The organism is Alkalibaculum sporogenes, assembly GCF_009362815.1.
GTDB lineage: Bacteria > Bacillota > Clostridia > Eubacteriales > Alkalibacteraceae > Alkalibaculum_A > Alkalibaculum_A sporogenes.
In genome coordinates, this window is the sequence record NZ_WHNX01000007.1 from 51,207 (window position 1) to 68,767 (window position 17,561).

17 protein-coding genes are annotated in these 17,561 nt (G+C 29.3%); 12 read left to right on the forward strand and 5 right to left on the reverse strand.

Annotation, left to right across the window (positions count from 1 at the left end; translation table 11 throughout):
• Window positions 1–67: 67 nt before the first annotated feature.
• Window positions 68–2,230 (reverse strand): type IA DNA topoisomerase, encoded by a 2,163-nt coding sequence (locus GC105_RS05910; RefSeq protein ID WP_193708300.1) that lies wholly within the window; start codon window positions 2,228–2,230, stop codon window positions 68–70.
• A 284-nt stretch (window positions 2,231–2,514) separates the two neighbouring features.
• Here GC105_RS05910 and GC105_RS05915 point away from each other — a divergent pair, with 284 nt between their 5' ends.
• Together GC105_RS05915 and liaF are read left to right on the forward strand one after the other, a co-directional pair.
• Window positions 2,515–2,727, forward strand: coding sequence for a hypothetical protein (locus tag GC105_RS05915; RefSeq protein WP_152802699.1), 213 nt, complete (start codon window positions 2,515–2,517; stop codon window positions 2,725–2,727).
• Between the two features lie 210 nt (window positions 2,728–2,937).
• Complete coding sequence (gene liaF, locus GC105_RS05920; RefSeq protein WP_152802701.1) at window positions 2,938–3,657, forward strand: cell wall-active antibiotics response protein LiaF; 720 nt, start codon at window positions 2,938–2,940, stop codon at window positions 3,655–3,657.
• Between the two features lie 61 nt (window positions 3,658–3,718).
• On the opposite strand, the gene GC105_RS05925 is transcribed toward liaF, so the two are convergent.
• The 3 genes from GC105_RS05925 to GC105_RS05935 are packed head-to-tail and all read right to left on the reverse strand — an operon-like array spanning window position 3,719 to window position 5,326.
• A complete protein-coding gene (locus GC105_RS05925; protein ID WP_152802703.1) occupies window positions 3,719–3,934 on the reverse strand; it encodes a DUF1653 domain-containing protein in 216 nt (71 codons plus the stop codon).
• Window positions 3,935–3,987: 53 nt separating this feature from the next.
• Window positions 3,988–4,749 (reverse strand): TPM domain-containing protein, encoded by a 762-nt coding sequence (locus GC105_RS05930; protein ID WP_246169744.1) that lies wholly within the window; start codon window positions 4,747–4,749, stop codon window positions 3,988–3,990.
• Between the two features lies 1 nt (window position 4,750).
• On the reverse strand, window positions 4,751–5,326 hold the full coding sequence (locus GC105_RS05935; RefSeq protein WP_152802707.1) for a LemA family protein: 576 nt from the start codon (window positions 5,324–5,326) through the stop codon (window positions 4,751–4,753).
• Window positions 5,327–5,736: 410 nt separating this feature from the next.
• Between GC105_RS05935 and dnaA the strand changes: the two genes are divergently transcribed.
• The 6 genes from dnaA to gyrA all read left to right on the forward strand — a co-directional run bounded on the left by dnaA (window position 5,737) and on the right by gyrA (window position 14,410).
• Window positions 5,737–7,080 (forward strand): chromosomal replication initiator protein DnaA, encoded by a 1,344-nt coding sequence (dnaA, locus tag GC105_RS05940; RefSeq protein WP_152802709.1) that lies wholly within the window; start codon window positions 5,737–5,739, stop codon window positions 7,078–7,080.
• A 222-nt stretch (window positions 7,081–7,302) separates the two neighbouring features.
• Complete coding sequence (gene dnaN, locus GC105_RS05945; protein ID WP_152802711.1) at window positions 7,303–8,409, forward strand: DNA polymerase III subunit beta; 1,107 nt, start codon at window positions 7,303–7,305, stop codon at window positions 8,407–8,409.
• Between the two features lie 37 nt (window positions 8,410–8,446).
• Window positions 8,447–8,662 carry an RNA-binding S4 domain-containing protein gene (locus GC105_RS05950; protein WP_152802713.1) on the forward strand — a complete coding sequence of 72 codons (216 nt, stop codon included), beginning with the start codon at window positions 8,447–8,449 and terminating at the stop codon, window positions 8,660–8,662.
• A gap of 207 nt (window positions 8,663–8,869) precedes the next feature.
• Entirely contained in the window at window positions 8,870–9,982 is a 1,113-nt protein-coding gene (recF, locus tag GC105_RS05955) for a DNA replication/repair protein RecF (RefSeq protein ID WP_193708301.1), read from the forward strand.
• 61 nt (window positions 9,983–10,043) lie between these two features.
• Complete coding sequence (gene gyrB / locus GC105_RS05960; RefSeq protein ID WP_152802717.1) at window positions 10,044–11,948, forward strand: DNA topoisomerase (ATP-hydrolyzing) subunit B; 1,905 nt, start codon at window positions 10,044–10,046, stop codon at window positions 11,946–11,948.
• A gap of 11 nt (window positions 11,949–11,959) precedes the next feature.
• Window positions 11,960–14,410: a DNA gyrase subunit A gene (gyrA, locus tag GC105_RS05965; RefSeq protein WP_152802719.1), complete on the forward strand. Its 2,451-nt coding sequence runs from the start codon at window positions 11,960–11,962 to the stop codon at window positions 14,408–14,410.
• A 131-nt stretch (window positions 14,411–14,541) separates the two neighbouring features.
• Here the strand turns inward: gyrA and GC105_RS05970 are convergent, their stop codons facing one another.
• The gene (locus GC105_RS05970) at window positions 14,542–15,015 is read right to left on the reverse strand and encodes a cupin domain-containing protein (RefSeq protein ID WP_193708302.1); all 474 of its coding nucleotides are present in this window, start codon (window positions 15,013–15,015) and stop codon (window positions 14,542–14,544) included.
• A gap of 341 nt (window positions 15,016–15,356) precedes the next feature.
• On the opposite strand from GC105_RS05970, the gene GC105_RS05975 reads away from it, so the two are divergent.
• From GC105_RS05975 to rpe, 4 genes are read left to right on the forward strand one after another with little or no spacing between them, the layout of a single operon-like run.
• Window positions 15,357–15,836, forward strand: a complete 480-nt coding sequence (locus tag GC105_RS05975; RefSeq protein WP_152802723.1) for a PTS sugar transporter subunit IIA — start codon at window positions 15,357–15,359, stop codon at window positions 15,834–15,836.
• 14 nt (window positions 15,837–15,850) lie between these two features.
• Complete coding sequence (locus tag GC105_RS05980) at window positions 15,851–16,267, forward strand: hypothetical protein (RefSeq protein ID WP_152802725.1); 417 nt, start codon at window positions 15,851–15,853, stop codon at window positions 16,265–16,267.
• A complete protein-coding gene (locus GC105_RS05985; RefSeq protein ID WP_152802727.1) occupies window positions 16,260–16,880 on the forward strand; it encodes an SIS domain-containing protein in 621 nt (206 codons plus the stop codon). The genes GC105_RS05980 and GC105_RS05985 overlap by 8 nt, the downstream gene beginning before the upstream one ends.
• A 14-nt stretch (window positions 16,881–16,894) precedes the next feature.
• On the forward strand, window positions 16,895–17,548 hold the full coding sequence (rpe, locus tag GC105_RS05990) for a ribulose-phosphate 3-epimerase (protein ID WP_152802729.1): 654 nt from the start codon (window positions 16,895–16,897) through the stop codon (window positions 17,546–17,548).
• Window positions 17,549–17,561: the final 13 nt, after the last annotated feature.

Consider the following 17,561-nt stretch of genomic DNA (forward strand, 5'->3'; position numbering starts at 1 on the left):
CATCTCCTTTTGGATGAACATCACTTGCAAATAATAAATGATGTGCTATTATTGGATTTATAACTTTTTATGGAAACTTCATTATCCAAGAAAAATAATCATTTTCTTCATTTTTCTCATAAGATAGATAAGCTTCAAATCTTTTTCCTTTCTTACTCACAAATTGATTGCCATATACTTTCCCATCTTTTAATAGCTTTTTCACTACTTCTTTTGTTGGTCTTACTTTTAACGATGCTAAAAATTTATCTTTTTTCCATATAACGTATTTACATCCAGCTTTCCAGTTACTACAACCATATCCTTTTGAGCCCTCTAAGATGTCACCTTTGCATATAGGACATTGTCCCAAAATCTCTATATCTCTATTATTATCTGTTTCAATATTATTAATTATATGAAACTTATCTTCTTTAATTGTCGTAATAGCATTTTTAGTAAAATCACATATTTCATCCATAAATTGCTCTTTTTTAATATTGCCTTTTCCTATTTCCGATAATGTTTTTTCTAATCTACCAGTATATTCTAGGTCAAACAACTCTTTTACTGGAAATTTTTCCACTAGTTTTTTTCCTATATTAGTAGTAATTAAATTTTTACCTTGTGTTTCAATATACCCTACAGATTTTAATTTTTTAATAGTTTCTGCTCTTGTAGCAGCGGTTCCTATGCTAAAACCATTTAATATTGCCCTCATAATTTCAATATTATTTTCAATTTCGTCTTCTTTGTACTTCTTACCACATGTTTCCATAATACGTAGCAATGTTTTTTCTGTATGCCTTTTTGGAGGCAATGTTTTTTTAGAATCCACTTTAGAATTTATTGTTGTTACTTCATCACTGATATCTAGAGTAGGTAAGTTTTTATCTTTAGATTGTATATTTTCTACTTTTTTCCATCCTTTTACTAATTGTATACGCCCTTTTGAAATGAAATTTCCTGTAGAAATTTCCACATCTACTCTCGTAGTAATAGTTGCTTCCTCGTGTTGTGCTACAGGCATAAACTGCATAATAAATCGGTTTTTAATAGCCTCGTATACTGTTTTTTCATTATCATTTAAACTCTTGGGAATTAAATATGTAGGTATAATTGCACTATGACTTTCTACTTTGCTATTATCAAAAACCCTTTTTGAGTTAATAAATAAAATTTCATTTTCATAAGGTAATCCTTTTTTTAAAATATTTAATACTTTCTCTGCCTTACCAGTTAGAGATTCTTCTAATGCTATACTAGAAGTTCTCGGATATGTGATATACTTCTTTTCATACAAACTTTGGGCTACTTTCAATACCTGATCCGAAGTCCAACCTTTATACTTGCTACTTATATGACCTTGTAAGTTTGAGAGGTTAAATAAATTTGGTGGATATTCCTTTTTTTGTTCTACTTGCTTATCTATTATCTTTCCAATAGTGCCTTGTATTGCTTCTGAAACAAGTTTGACATGTGCTTCTTCTGGAAATTTTTCGTTGTTTTCCAATGTATAAATGCCTTCGTATTCTTCTCCTTGTTTTGTCTTAAATACTGCAATGAGCTTATAAAATGCTTCTGGTACAAAATTCTCTATTTCCTTATCTCTATCGTATATTATTTTTAAAGTAGGTAATAATACTCTCCCAATATTTAATGGTGCACTAGATCCTCTTTGATATTTAAGTGTTGCAACAGATGTGAGATTAATACCTATAATCCAATCAGCCCACTGCCTACTTATTCCTGCATCACGTAGAGGCCTCATTTTTACATTTGATATCAAATTTTTTAGCCCATTCTCTACCTCTGTAGGTGTCCACTCATTTAAAAGTAATCTATCAACATCTTTATCTACTTTAAGATAATCTAAAATAATATCACCAATGATTTGCCCTTCACGATCATAGTCACAAGCAGATATAACTCCTGATACATCTTCTCTATTAATCAATGATTTAATAATTTCAATCTGTCTTAAAGCACCTTCATCAGTTTGAGACCTATCTTGACTATTTGATTTAACTTTGTACTCAAATTCTATAGGAATAAAAGGATAGTTTTCTAATCTCCAACTAGACATTTTTGAATCGTATTCTTTAGCATCTAATAGTTCTAACAAATGACCAAAAGCCCAAGTAACAATATAATGAGATCCTTCATAGAAACCATTATTTTTCTTATTTGATTTTACAGCTTCTGCAATATTTTTAGCTACAGAAGGTTTTTCAGCAATAATCACTTTCATATTTAAACCCCTTAAATCTTCAAAAACACTCTTATATCTTGATAATAGTTTTATTTGAAATAATATAACTTATCTATAATAAGTATCTTTAAACTATAATAATAGATAATCACTCATATCATTATATCACTAAATAAAACAAATCTAAAAATTTGACAATTATTAATAACTTTCTACTAGTAATATCATAAGATACCTACAAAAAAATAGTCATTTTTTATCTTACTATCTATTGTAATAAAAAAATAATAACTGAATAGTATTATTTAAGAGGTGATGATTGAATGTCGTTAAGTAAGAAATCAAAACTAAGAACAGTTCTAAACAATCCAGAAGGGAAATTAATATTAGAAAATTATTTTTCTGAAGCTTTAAAGAGCCCTTTATTAAAGATGGCTTTAGGATATACTATTGAGGAGTTAGCTCAAAAGGCAGGAAAAAAAAATGTTCCTGATGCCCTTTTAGAACAAATAGATATAGAATTAAGAAAAATATAGTTATACATCGTCAGCACTTACCTCCCTTAAGAAGCGAGAAGTAATAACCTCATCCAATATATAAACCATAGACTATATTAGATATCTAATATAGTCTATTAATAAATCATCCAAAAATAAACCTAAGAGTAATTATAATACACAATACCCTTTACACAAACATGTTACAAATTGTATAATTCTAGTAGGTTATTTAAGGAGGTTTCTATAATGTCTCGTTCAAAAGGAAATTGGATTTTCGGATTATTAATCATTTTTTTAGGTGTACTTTTGTTTTTTAACAATTTAGGGTTTACAGATATTGATTTAAGTAATTTATTTTCTACATACTGGCCAGTAGTATTTATTTTATTAGGTATAAATTTTCTGTTGAATAGAGGAAGTACTGGTGAAACAATCTCTGGATTAGTTTTTATTTTAATAGGAGCATTGTTGCTAGGCAATCGTACTGGGTTATTAAATATTGATTATCTAAGATTTGTAAATTTATTTTGGCCTATTATTATTATTATTATAGGTTTCACATTTATTTTTGGTCATAAAGGAAATGGAAAAACAAATTTTGCTATAATGGGTGCTATTGAAAGAAAAACACAACCATGGATTTTAAAAAGCAGCTCTTTTATTGCCTTTTGGGGTGGTATAGATTTAGATTTAACATTAGCAGAAATCCCTAATGGAGAAACCATTGTTGACCTTTCTGCTATTATGGGTGGTATAGATATTATTGTTCCTGATGATATATCTATTGAATGTCATGGAACTGCTATTTTAGGAGGAGTAGAGTTGCTTGACAAATCAACTGGTGGTATATTTGCAAGCACCTCCTCTTCACAAAATGATACTAAAGATTCAAATAAAGTAGTTAAATTTTACTGTAGAGCTATTATGGGTGGAATAGAGATTAAACAAAAGAAACGAATATCATGATATTCGTTTCTTTTTTATGGCAAGTATATTAATACAATTGTATTTCTTAGGAATTCTCTAGTTATAAATCTATAGCAAATCTTTCTACCAAAAGACCATTTACTTCTACCTTTTCATTCCACATATTCAAGGGCCTTACCCATATCCCTCTTTCTCCATATAATGCTTGGTATACAACTAATTCTTCCATAGTCTCAGAATGACGTGCTATATATAAGACTTGATATTTACCACCTTTAAAATGTTTATATATTAAATTTGCTTTAACTTGATTCATATCATCACCATATTCTTATAGTCAAATTAATATTTTAATAATAGTATATATTCTTAAAATCCTCTAGAGCTTCCACCACCGCCAGAGCTTCCTCCCCCACCGGATCTGCCTCCACCTCTGCCTCCTCCTGATCCTCTACTTAACATCCTTATTATACTAAAGGTGATAAGACCACCTGTAAACTTAAAATCTAAAATAATAAGAGGAATCATTATGGCAATACCTATGAATATAAAAATTGGTGGAATACTTTCTTCTTCATTTGATTCTTCAGTATTTTCTATTAAATTTTTATCGCCAACTAAGTATTCATCATATCCATATTCGTTGTAAATCTCATTGACAATTACATTAAATCCTTCTAATACACCTCTACTATAATCCCCAACTTGATAATGAGGAAGAATATACTGGTCTTGGATTCTCCCTGTCTTACCATCTGGCAATGCTCCTTCTAGCCCATATCCTACTTCTATACGGGATCTACCTCCTCCTAAATCAAGAATTAGTAAAACACCATTATCTTCTATCCTATCTCCAATTCCCCATTTTCTGAATAAATCTGTAGCAAATTCTTCTATAGAGTTATCACCAATGTCATCGATTGTTACGATTACTACTTGTGCTTTAGTTTTATCCTCTAACTCAGTAGCAATATTTATTATATATTGCTCAGTCTGATCATCAATTACATTTGCATAATCGTTAACATAAAAAACAGAAGTATGTGATGGGATATTACTTGCGTGAGCTAATTGAAAAAATATTATTAGTATAAAAAAGGCTATAGAAAGTGCCTTTAATATTCTTCTCATATTATTCACCAAATAAATCTCCTATATTAGGATTATCGCTAGCGCCTTCCTCCGCCTCAAAATACACTACACTTTCAAATCCTAATGATGTCGCAAAAATATTAGTTGGAAATCTTCTTATAGATGCATTATATTTTTTTGCAGAATTATTATAGGTTCTTCTAGCTGTAGCTATTCTATTCTCCGTTCCTGCTAATTCATCTTGCAAATTTATAAAATTTTCATTAGCCTTTAGGTCTGGATAATTTTCTGAAATAGCTAATAATCGCGATAATGCACCAGTCATAGCAGCATCTCCTTCTGCTTGTTCAGCAACAGTATTTGCTCCCATTAATCTACTTCTAGCTTCAGCAATATCAGTAAATATCTGTTCCTCATGTTGTGCATACCTTTGTACAGTTTCAACTAAATTAGGAATTAAATCATTTCTTCTTTGCAATTGTACTGATATTTCACTAAGAGATGCATCTACCTCTTCACTGCGATTAATCAACGAATTATAGCCACCTACCCCACTCATTATTATTAGTAGTACTATTACTACAATACCTATTAGTACTTTCATAGAATTTTTCATAAATATGCCTCCTCAAACTTTTTAGCTTTTTTATCGATTTTCTTTATAACTTATTTATTATTATATGTTAAATTTCTCAAAAATAAAAGACTCCTTTCATTTGTGGATAAGTTTTAAAAAATAAAAACTAATAAAAAATTTTAGTTATTAACATTGTTATTGATTCGATGAATTTTTTTTGGTATCATATAAACAGATGTTGATAACTATTAGTAACATATCCACAATATATTGATAACTTGTGGATATGTTTTAGTGTTTTTAGATAAATATAAATATTCTTATTTGTTTTCCTCAGTAATGATGTTGATAACATTTTATCAATAGATGTTTATAATTTTTTTATAATTGTATATTTTTTTATTTATCCACATAAGTATCAACACCATATAGCTTCAGGAGGAAGAATAATGGATAGAAATCTCGATAAATTATGGAATGATGCCCTACAAATTATTAAAGAAGAATTAACACAAGTAAGTTTTGAGACTTGGGTTAAACGTATAGAACCTATTTCTTACCAGGACAATACTATTGTTTTAGGCATAGAAAATGATTTTACTAAGGGTATCTTAGAAAATCGATATTCTGTTCTAATTGTAAACTCTCTAAAACATATTACAGGGAGAAATATTATGGTGGAGTTTGCAATTCCATCATCTTCTCCAGTAGACAATACAAAGGGACAAGTTAGTAACAATCAAACTTTATCAGAACTAATAAACCACTCTAATTTAAATCCCAAATATACATTTGACACTTTTGTTATTGGAGAAAGTAATCGCTTTGCCCACGCAGCATCAGTAGCTGTTGCTGAAGCTCCTGCACAAAGATATAATCCACTTTTCATATATGGAGGTGTAGGGCTTGGTAAAACACACTTAATGCATTCTATTGGACATTATACTTTAGAACAATCTCCAAATAAGAAAGTTGTGTATGTATCTTGTGAGACATTTACTAATGAATTTATAGATGCTATTCAAAATCGAAACAATGTTTCATTTAGAAATAAATATAGAAGTGTAGATGTTTTATTAATAGATGATATCCAATTTATTGCAGGCAAAGAAGGTACACAAGAAGAGTTTTTTCACACATTTAATGCCTTACATGAGGCAAATAAGCAAATAATTATTTCTAGTGATCGTCCACCAAAAGAAATACCAACTCTTGAAGATCGACTGCGTTCTCGATTTGAATGGGGCTTAATCACAGACATTCAGGCGCCAAATTTAGAAACTAGAATTGCAATTCTGAAAAAGAAAGCAAATACAGAAGGAATTGATATACCAAATGATGTCTTAGAATTTATTGCAAGTAAAATTCACTCAAATATTAGAGAATTAGAAGGTGCTTTAATCCGTGTAAATGCTTTTTCAAGATTGACTAATCAAACAATGTCACTTGATTTAGCAAATGAGGCATTAAAAGATATTCTCTCTAATAATAAACCAGAAATTATTACTGTAGATCTTATTAAAGAAATTACTGCAAAATACTATAATATTGAAATTGAAGATTTTAATCTTAAAAAAAGGACAAAATCTATTTCATATCCTCGGCAAGTAGCAATGTATCTGAGTAGAGAGCTCACTGACTTGTCATTGCCTAAGATTGGAGAAGAATTTGGTGGAAGAGACCATTCAACTGTGATCCATGGATATGATAAAATTGCTAAAGATATTGATAATAATTTTGATTTCAAAAACCTTATTCAAAGAATTAGCAAAGAAATTCAAGGAAATAAGTAATTAACTACATATTTTTTATCTTTACTTTAGCACTTCACTTATTTAAACCTGTTGATAAATACTAATAACTTCACTTAATCATCTCTATTTATCCACAGGTTGTTACCATAGAATCTTTTTGCACTTAAAGTATTACTTTAACTTATCAACAAATCCACAGCACCTACTACTATTATTACTATATAAATAACAATATATATATATTATAGGGAGGCCCTAATTATGAATTTTATAACTACTAAAGATGATCTGCTTCACTCAGTAAATATTGTTCAAAAAGCAGTATCAAACAAAACTACTTTGCCTATACTTGAAGGAATTCTTTTCAAAGTTATGGATAATACTATATATCTAATGGGCACTGATTTAGAAATTGGAATTAAAACAGAACTACCAGGTAAAATAAATAGTCAAGGCAGTGTCGTAATATCTGCAAAACTTATATCGGAACTTGTAAGAAAATTACCAGATGATGATGTCTTTCTAGAACTAAATGAAAACTATATTCTTAACATTAAGTGTCTTAATTCAGAATTTAATATCCAAGGTCAAAATGGCAACGAGTTTCCTCAACTACCTGAAGTACACTCAGATAAAGAAATATCAATTAATAAAGAATTATTTAAGAGCATGATTAAAGAAACTATATTTTCTGTAGCGAAAAATGAAAATATACCAATACTTACAGGAGAATTGATTGAAATTAATGATGGTATAATAAAGTTTGTTGCATTAGATGGATATAGATTAGCATTAAGACAAGGCAAAATTAATGACAATATTGAATTAAGTGAAGTTGTACCAGAGAGAACATTATCAGAATTATACAGAATTGCATCTTTAAGTACTTTAGATAGTGTACAAATTTCTCATACTAAAAACCAAATTCTTTTTAGATTAGGTCAAACACATATAGTATCTAGGCTATTAGAGGGTGAATTTATGAATTATAATCAGATAATTCCTCAAAATAGTACTACAAAAGTAAAAGTCAACGTAGCAGAACTATTGTCTAGTTGTGAAAGAGCATCGTTGATGGTTAGAGACGGTAAAAGTAATTTAATTAAGATGAACTTTATTAATAATATATTAGAAATAAAATCTAACTCAGAAATGGGTACAGTAAATGAACAAATAGATGTGGAGATTGAAGGAGAATCTATAAAAATAGCTTTTAACTCTACCTACTTTATTGATGTACTTAAAATTATAAGTGATGAAGAAATACTACTTGAATTTACTACTTCAGTTAGTCCTTGTGTAATAAAACCAAATCAAGGAAGTAATTATACCTACTTAATACTTCCAGTACGTTATATTGATCATTAATAAATAATGTTTTAGTACTAAAATTGGAGGAAAAAAATTGGAGATAATAATAATTAATACGGATTATATTAAACTTGATCAACTTCTAAAATTTGCAGGAGTTGTTGAAAGTGGTGCTGTAGCAAAACATACGATACTAGAGGGACTTGTTAAAGTAAATGACGAATTATGTTTACAAAGAGGAAAGAAAGTATACCCAGATGATACGGTATTTTTAAAAGATTATGGTTCTTTTATAGTTAAAAAAGAATAACTTGTATAGCTAAAATACAGGTTTAATTTTAGTAATTGAAGAAATACTTCATCCTCATCAAAAATTAAAAGGTAGACAGTATGCAATCAATATTAATTGAGTTCTTAAATTTATATATTCAAAATGCCTTGTGCTTTTAGTAGAGGTTCGTCTTTAAATATCTAATTATATAGTAACTATATTAATATGCATGAAAAAGGTGAATTAATGTTCGTATCGAATATAAAGTTAAGTAACTTTAGAAATTACAATGATTTAGAACTGAATTTAAATAAAAATATAAATATACTGGTAGGAGATAATGCACAAGGTAAGACTAGTTTACTAGAATCAGTATACGTATTAGCACGGGGAAATTCATACAAAAATAGCAATAGCGAACTTATTTTATGGGGTAAAGAAACTAGTGCAATAGAGGGTACTTTTCACAAGAAAAATATTGATGACAATATAAAGATCACTTTAAATAAACCCAATAAGACTAATATTTATATAAATAACAAAAAAACTAATAAAAAAAGCACATTATTGGAAAAAATCCATATTGTTCTTTTTAGTCCAGAAGACCTAAAAATGATAAAAGAGGGTCCAGATCTAAGGAGAAGATTTATTGATAATGAATTAAATAATATAAGACCTAGTTATGGTAAACTTCTAAAAGACTATACAAGGGTATTATATCAAAGAAATAATCTTTTAAAGGTATTAAGATATGATAATAAAAATATAAATACTCTTGAAATATGGGATGAACAATTAATTGCATTAGGTAAGAAAATTATAATATCAAGAATTAATTTTTTAAAAAAAGTTAATAGTATTACAAAAATAATTCACAGTAAATTAACAAATGATCAAGAAGAGATTAAACTATTTTACATATCTAATATTGTTAAAAATAATGATGATCTAGAAAAAATAGAATCTATTTATAGAAATTTATTAAACATAAATATCAAAGAAGATATACAGAAAGGTTATACTAGTATAGGACCTCATATCGATGATATCAGAGTAATCATAAACGATTTTGATGCAAAATTGTACGGATCTCAAGGTCAACAAAGAACAGCTGCACTTTCACTGAAACTTTCAGAAATTGAAATTATAAAATCTCATATTGAAGAAAATCCAATCATTTTATTAGATGATGTAATGTCAGAACTCGATAGTAAAAGACAGGAAAAAATTATAGAGTTTTTCCATGATTCACAGGTATTTATAACATGTACAGAAATAAATTTTGAAAATTTCTTACAAAATTTTAATAAAAAAATATATAATATAGAACGAGGAACTATTACAGATATGAAAAGATAATTGTTTTAATATAAAAACTATATTATAATATATGTTTGATAGATGAACAGGAGGATTATAAATGCCACAAAATATATATGGTGCAGAGCAAATACAAGTACTTGAAGGTTTAGAAGCTGTTAGAAAAAGGCCTGGAATGTACATTGGTAGCACAGGAAGTAGTGGTCTTCATCATTTAGTTTATGAAATTGTAGATAATAGTATTGATGAAGCATTACAAGGTCACTGTGACAAAATCAATGTTTTTATTCATGAGGATAATTCAATAACAGTAGTGGATAATGGTAGAGGAATTCCTACAGGAATACACCCTAAATTAAAAAAATCTGCTGTTGAAGTAGCTTTAACTATCCTACATGCTGGAGGTAAATTTGGCGGTGGCGGTTATAAGGTATCTGGTGGTCTTCACGGAGTAGGGGTTTCTGTAGTTAATGCTTTATCTGAATTGCTAATAGTTGAAGTTAAACAAAATGGACAAATCTATAATCAGACTTACTCAAGAGGTAAAGCCAAAACAGAGCTAGAAGTAGTTGGAAATACAAATAGAAGTGGTACAAAAATTACTTTTAAACCTGATCATGAGATATTTGAAGAATTAGAATTTGAATTTGATATTTTAGAGAATAGATTAAGGGAACTTGCATTTTTAAATAAGGGATTAACGATTGTACTAGAGGATCAACGTGAAGAAAAGCAAACTGTAAAGTATTATTACGAAGGTGGTATTACTTCTTTTGTTGAATATTTAAATAAAAACAAAGATGCTTTACATGAAAAAGTAATTGGTTTTGAGAAAAGCAAAGAGGATGTAATTATAGATGTTGCTATGCAGTATACAGATAACTATACAGAGAGTATTCATGCCTTTGCAAATAACATCAATACTATTGAGGGAGGAACCCATCTCAATGGTTTTAAATCTGCGCTTACAAGGTGTATAAATAATTATGTAAGAAAATATAATTTTATAAAAGATAGTGATAAAAATTTATCTGGTGAAGATGTTCGTGAAGGGTTAACTGCAATCATTAGTGTTAAACTAACTGATCCTCAATTTGAAGGTCAAACTAAGACTAAATTAGGTAACACTGAGATTAAAGGTATTGTAGAAACAATAACAAATGATACCGTATCTGCATTTCTGGAAGAAAACCCTAGTGTATCTAAAATTATTGTAGAAAAAGGCTTAACAGCTGCTAGAGCAAGACAAGCTGCTAAAAAAGCTAGAGAATTAACCAGAAGAAAAAGTGTTTTAGATAGCACTGCATTGCCAGGAAAATTAGCAGATTGCAGAGAAAAGGATCCAGCTCTATCTGAAATATATATAGTAGAGGGCGATTCTGCCGGCGGTTCAGCAAAGCAAGGTAGGGACTCAAAAACACAGGCAATTCTTCCCTTAAGAGGTAAGATTCTTAATGTGGAAAAGGCAAGACTAGATAGAATTTTAAATACTGATACTATACGTTCTATGATTACGGCATTTGGAACAAATATTAGTGAAGAATTTAATTTAGAATCTGCAAGATATCATAAAGTAGTAATCATGACCGATGCAGATGTAGATGGTGCTCATATAAGAACTCTCTTACTTACCTTCTTCTTTAGGTATATGAGAGGACTCATTGATGCAGGTTATGTTTATATAGCACAACCACCTTTATACAAAGTTCAAAAAGGAAAACGAATAGAATACTGTTATAGCGATAAAGAATTGAATGAAATTATGGAAGATATGGGAAAAGATAATACTATTAACCTTCAAAGGTATAAAGGTTTAGGAGAAATGAATCCAGAACAATTATGGGAAACAACAATGGATCCTAATACTAGAACACTTCTTAAAGTAACGATTGACGATGCAATAAAGGCTGATGAAATCTTTAATATACTTATGGGTGATAAGGTTCAACCTAGAAAAGAATTTATTGAAAAAAATGCAAAAAAAGTTAAAAATTTAGATATATAGGGGGTGCTTGAATGGACACTGAAAAGAAAGATCACGTATTACCGATTGATATTGCATATGAAATGAAAAAATCATATATAGATTATGCTATGAGTGTAATAGTGGGAAGGGCACTTCCCGATGTTAGAGATGGATTAAAACCAGTTCATAGAAGAATTATATATGCTATGAGTGAACTAGGATTAAATCCAGAAAAATCATTTAGAAAATGTGCTAGGATCGTCGGGGACGTACTAGGTAAGTATCATCCTCATGGAGATACTTCCGTTTACGACGCATTAGTTAGACTAGCACAAGAGTTCTCTACTAGATATCTACTTGTTAATGGTCATGGTAACTTTGGATCAATTGATGGTGATAGTGCTGCTGCAATGAGATATACAGAAGCAAAAATGGCGAGAATAACAGTTGAATTACTTAGAGATATTAATAAAGATACTGTTGACTATATGCCTAACTTTGATGAAACTCTGAAGGAGCCTATAGTATTACCTTCTAAATACCCAAATCTTTTAGTAAATGGTTCATCGGGTATAGCAGTGGGCATGGCGACAAATATTCCTCCACATAATTTAAGAGAAGTTGTTGATGCAACAGTTCATATGATTGATAATCCCGATTGTAGCGTTTATGATTTACTTAATCACATAAAAGGTCCAGACTTTCCTACTGGTGCTACTATTTTAGGGAAAGAGGGTATCCATAGTGCTTATACTACAGGTCGAGGAAGAATTAAAGTAAGAGCTAAAACCCATATTGAAGAAATAACAAATACGAGACAGAGAATAGTTATAACTGAAATACCTTATATGGTAAATAAGGCTAGATTAGTTGAAAAAATTGCTGATCTGGTTAAAGATAAAAAGATAGATGGTATTTCTGATTTAAGAGACGAGTCAGATAGAAAAGGGATACGTGTTGTAATAGATTTAAAAAGAGATTTTAATGCAGAAATTATATTAAATCAATTATATAAACATACCCAGCTTCAAGAAACATTTGGAGTAATTATGTTAGCTTTAGTTGACAATCAGCCTAAGGTAATGAACTTACAAGAGATATTATTTCACTATCTAAATCATCAAAAAGAGGTTATAATTCGTAGAACTCAGTTTGATTTAAAAAAGGCTGAAGATAGAGCACATATTTTAGAAGGTTTAAAAATAGCATTAGATAATATTGATAGGGTTATTGTCATTATTAGAGGATCAAAAAATGGAGAAATAGCAAAAAACAGTCTTATTGAAGAGTTTGGTCTTTCTGAAAAACAAGCCCAAGCTATATTGGATATGCGTTTACAAAGGCTTACTGGACTAGAAAGAGAAAAGATAGACATAGAGTTTAATGAGCTTATGATAAAAATTGAGGAATTCAAGAGATTACTAGCCGATGAGAATTTAATCATGCAAGTTATTAAAGAAGAATTGACAGAGATTAAAGAAAAATATGGAGATAATAGAAGAACTGCTTTTGAAGTAGATTATGAAGATATTAGTATGGAAGACCTAATAGAAGAACATGATGTAGTTATTACTATGACACATGTTGGGTATATCAAACGGTTAGCTGCTGACACATATACTGCTCAAAAACGAGGTGGCAAAGGAATTAGTGCATTAAGTACTAGAGATAATGATTTTGTAAGTAAATTATTCACTACTACTACCCACCATTACATCTTATTCTTTACCAATAAAGGAAAAGTGTATAGATTAAAAACTTATGAAATCCCTGAAGCATCTAGAACTGCAAGGGGAACAGCGATAGTAAATATACTTCAATTAGAACCTGATGAAAAAGTGACTACTATTATACCTATAAAAGAATTTACAGATAATAACTTTTTAGTTATGGCAACTAAGAAAGGAATTATAAAAAAGACAAGTCTATCTCAATACGATTCTTCTAGAAAAAATGGCCTTATCGCAATTTCTTTAAATGACAATGATGAATTAATTTCAGTGGAGATGACTAATGGAACTAGTGATATCATCATGGGAACAAAAAAAGGTTATGCAATAAGATTCTTAGAATCTGATGTTCGCTCTGTTGGAAGAACAGCTATAGGTGTAAGAGGTATAAGTCTGAGAGACGATGACGAAGTTGTGAGTATGGATCTACCACAGGATGATATGTTTATTTTATCAGTTAGTGAGAATGGATATGGTAAGTTGACTGACATAAATGAATACAGAGTTCAAAATAGAGGTGGTAAGGGAATTCAAACTTATAAAATTACAACTAAAACTGGTGACCTTAGTGGAATTACAGTGTGTAGCAAAGAAGAACAAATCATTCTTATTAATAATCAAGGAATAATAATAAGATTAGAGATAAGTGGTATATCTATAATGGGAAGAAGTACTCAAGGCGTAAGATTAATGAAATTAGATAAATCTGAGAAGATTGTCACTATTGCAATGATGATTAAAGAAGAGGATATAGAAGAGATATTAGAATAATATAAAAAAAACACAAGGTATGTATCGATACATACCTTGTGTTTTTTTTACTACTATTTTTCTAATAACTGATTAACAAATTAACGAGATTATTTGTTTAGTAAGATACTAGTATATAATAGTTAATTAGATTAGTTAAAATATTTGTCCGGAACTTGAATAAATTTTTTAATCTCAGTGTTTTCGGATATATTTTGAATTTCTGTTTGAGTAAGCAAAGAAAACTTATCCCTTTGAGCATCGACTATACAGAAAAATCCAAAAGGTTCTTCGCCAATATTTATAAGTTGATGAGGCGAATTATTTGGGATTATAATAAGATCCATAGGTTTTACATTATGAATGGTATCATCAACGATAACTTTCCCTTTTCCTCTTGCAATAACAACTACATGGACATGCTCATGTTTTTCTAAGGTTGAGAACCCACCCATTTCACATTCAAAATAACGTAAGTGAAAATTAGTTCCATAACCATGTTCTACTAGATTTTGTCGTGTAGTCTCGTTAAAGGTTACAGGACCATCAACAGTGGGTTTATAGTCTATTTTAGTAATACCATTCCATATATAATCTTTAAACTCAAAATAAATATTTTTTGCCATATTTGTACACTCCATTTTAATATTATAGTAATTATTTACATATATTTAATTATTATATTGTATAAAAATAATTAATCTGTATAAACCGATTACATTTGTAACATTTGTGTACAAATGTTCAATTAAGACTTTAACTTTATTAAAATATAAATTATAATTGTATTATCTAAAATAGTATACCCAAAAAAGTACAGTAGATGTTATGCTTGTTTATAATTTTGGAATACTAATTTAGTAAATAATAAAAAATGATATTTTAACTGAATTTTAAATAGACTCTTTAAAAATGAATTTATAGGGTATATTACTGTTAAGATGATCAAAAGAAAGGAAGATATTAGATGAAAGATTTAGGTTTAGAATTTGATAAAGATCTTGTTTTAATTGATGTAGATGCAAGTAGTGATGGAGAAGCTATAGAAAAAGTTGCAACACATCTACTTAATAAAGGTTTAGTAAAAGAAAGTTATATAAAGGCAATTATGGAAAGAGAAAAAGTTTTTCCAACAGGTTTACCAACAGAAGGTTATGGAGTAGCAGTACCTCATACTGATGTAGAGCATGTAATAGAGCAAGCAATTTGTATAGCTACACTAAAAAATCCAGTACCATTTAAAGTAATGGGTAGTATAGATGAAATGGTTGATGTGAAAGTATTATTTATGTTAGCTTTAAAAGAGCCACATTCACAACTTGAAATGTTACAGGCAGTAATAGGAATTGTTCAAAAACCAGACATTTTAGAAAAGATTTGCACAGAAAAAGATACTCAAACAATTTTTGACATAGTAAAATACGAGTTTGAAAATATAGAAGAGTAAACTGGAGGAGTATAATGTTTGATTTATGGCAACAGTTAACTTTTGGTAAATATTTAAAATTCTTAACAGATTTTGTAGGTAGAAATGCTAGTATGTTAGGTCTAATACTATTTTCATATGTAATAGTAATATTTGTTGGGAGGTATGGAGGTCTTAAATATATTAGAAATAGATTTGACGAATTTGTAATTACTAAATCGAGAGATTATTTGAAAGACAATAATAATATAGAGTCTAGTGAATTAGTAGATAAAATATATGAAGATTGGAAAAAAGAGATTGATAATTTTCCATCTTATGTCTTCATACAATCTAAAAGAGATTATTGGATAGAAAAACCTAACCTAGAGGCCATTGAACAAAGATTGTTTATAGACAAAGATAAAGCAAGTGAAATCTTAGTTAAAAATGGAGTGATAATAGGTGAGTGAAATATCTAATAAAAATATTATTGAAATAGGTAAGAATATAATATCAATTGAGATAGATGCACTAAAAAAATTGGAACAAAGTGTAGATGAAAACTTTATAAGAGCTGTTGAGATGATAAATAGTTGTAAAGGAAAAGTTATTGTTACAGGAACAGGTAAGTCAGGCCTTATAGGTAGGAAAATTTCTGCAACTATGAGTTGTTGCAATATTCCTTCGATATACCTAAATGCATATGAATGTGAAAATGGTGATTTAGGTGTGGTTAGGGAAAACGATCTCTTAATAACAATTTCTAATAGTGGAGAAACAGGTGTTTTAAAACATCTTGTGGTTCCTTCATGTAAGACACTTGGGTGTAAAGTGATTGCTTTAACAGGAAATTTACAATCATGGTTAGCAAAAGAGAGTGATATCGCTATATATATAGGAGTAGAAAAAGAAGCTTGTTATTTAAATATTAATGCATCTGCTAGCACTACTACTACTTTAGCAATGGGAGATGCGTTAGCTTTAACTGCTATGGAACTAAGAGGAACAACCCGTGAAAAAACGTATTTTTTACATCAAGGTGGTGCTTGGGGAAAAGCACTTAAAGAAGAGTTTAATAAATAAAAGGAGGTATATATATGACAGTAAAAATTGCACCATCATTATTTGGAGCTGATTTAGGAAATTTAGAAAATCAAATTAAAGCAGTAGAAGATTGTAAAGTAGAAATGCTTCATATTGATGTTATGGATGGAAATTTTGTACCAAATATAGCATTTGGACCAGATCAAGTAAAAATGTTAAGAGGCAAAACAGACTTATTTTTTGATGTTCATATGATGGTAGTAGAACCGGATAGATTTATTCCACGTTTTGTTGAAGCAGGAGCTGATATGATTACAGTTCATCAAGAAGCTACAACACATTTGCATAGAACACTGCAATTAATTAAATCATTTGGTATAAAAGCAGGTGTAGTACTTTCACCTGGTACATCAATTAAAACATTAGAATACGTTTTAGATGATATAGATATGGTTTTATTAATGACAGTAAACCCTGGATATGGGGGTCAATCATTTATAGAGAGTAGCATAAATAAGATAAAAGATTTATCAGAAATGATAAAAGGTTACAATATAGATATTCAGATTGATGGTGGAATTAATTTAGAAACAGCGCCTAAGGTAGTAGAAGCAGGTGCAAATGTATTAGTAGCAGGCTCATTTACGTTTAAAGGTGATATAGCTAAAAATATATCTGCTTTAATTAGTGCAGTTAATTTTAAATAGGAGGAATTTAAAT

Excerpts from the sequence above, each read along its gene's own strand:
- dnaN (WP_152802711.1), top strand. The coding sequence starts at position 7,303 with ATGAATTTTATAACTACTAAAGATGATCTGCTTCACTCAGTAAATATT.
- dnaA (WP_152802709.1), top strand. The coding sequence starts at position 5,737 with ATGGATAGAAATCTCGATAAATTATGGAATGATGCCCTACAAATTATT.
- gyrA (WP_152802719.1), top strand. The coding sequence starts at position 11,960 with ATGGACACTGAAAAGAAAGATCACGTATTACCGATTGATATTGCATAT.
- GC105_RS05975 (WP_152802723.1), top strand. The coding sequence starts at position 15,357 with ATGAAAGATTTAGGTTTAGAATTTGATAAAGATCTTGTTTTAATTGAT.
- gyrB (WP_152802717.1), top strand. The coding sequence starts at position 10,044 with ATGCCACAAAATATATATGGTGCAGAGCAAATACAAGTACTTGAAGGT.
- GC105_RS05935 (WP_152802707.1), bottom strand. The coding sequence starts at position 5,326 with ATGAAAAATTCTATGAAAGTACTAATAGGTATTGTAGTAATAGTACTA.
- GC105_RS05925 (WP_152802703.1), bottom strand. The coding sequence starts at position 3,934 with ATGAATCAAGTTAAAGCAAATTTAATATATAAACATTTTAAAGGTGGT.
- recF (WP_193708301.1), top strand. The coding sequence starts at position 8,870 with ATGTTCGTATCGAATATAAAGTTAAGTAACTTTAGAAATTACAATGAT.
- liaF (WP_152802701.1), top strand. The coding sequence starts at position 2,938 with ATGTCTCGTTCAAAAGGAAATTGGATTTTCGGATTATTAATCATTTTT.
- GC105_RS05910 (WP_193708300.1), bottom strand. The coding sequence starts at position 2,230 with ATGAAAGTGATTATTGCTGAAAAACCTTCTGTAGCTAAAAATATTGCA.
- GC105_RS05930 (WP_246169744.1), bottom strand. The coding sequence starts at position 4,749 with ATGAGAAGAATATTAAAGGCACTTTCTATAGCCTTTTTTATACTAATA.
- GC105_RS05980 (WP_152802725.1), top strand. The coding sequence starts at position 15,851 with ATGTTTGATTTATGGCAACAGTTAACTTTTGGTAAATATTTAAAATTC.
- rpe (WP_152802729.1), top strand. The coding sequence starts at position 16,895 with ATGACAGTAAAAATTGCACCATCATTATTTGGAGCTGATTTAGGAAAT.
- GC105_RS05915 (WP_152802699.1), top strand. The coding sequence starts at position 2,515 with ATGTCGTTAAGTAAGAAATCAAAACTAAGAACAGTTCTAAACAATCCA.
- GC105_RS05970 (WP_193708302.1), bottom strand. The coding sequence starts at position 15,015 with ATGGCAAAAAATATTTATTTTGAGTTTAAAGATTATATATGGAATGGT.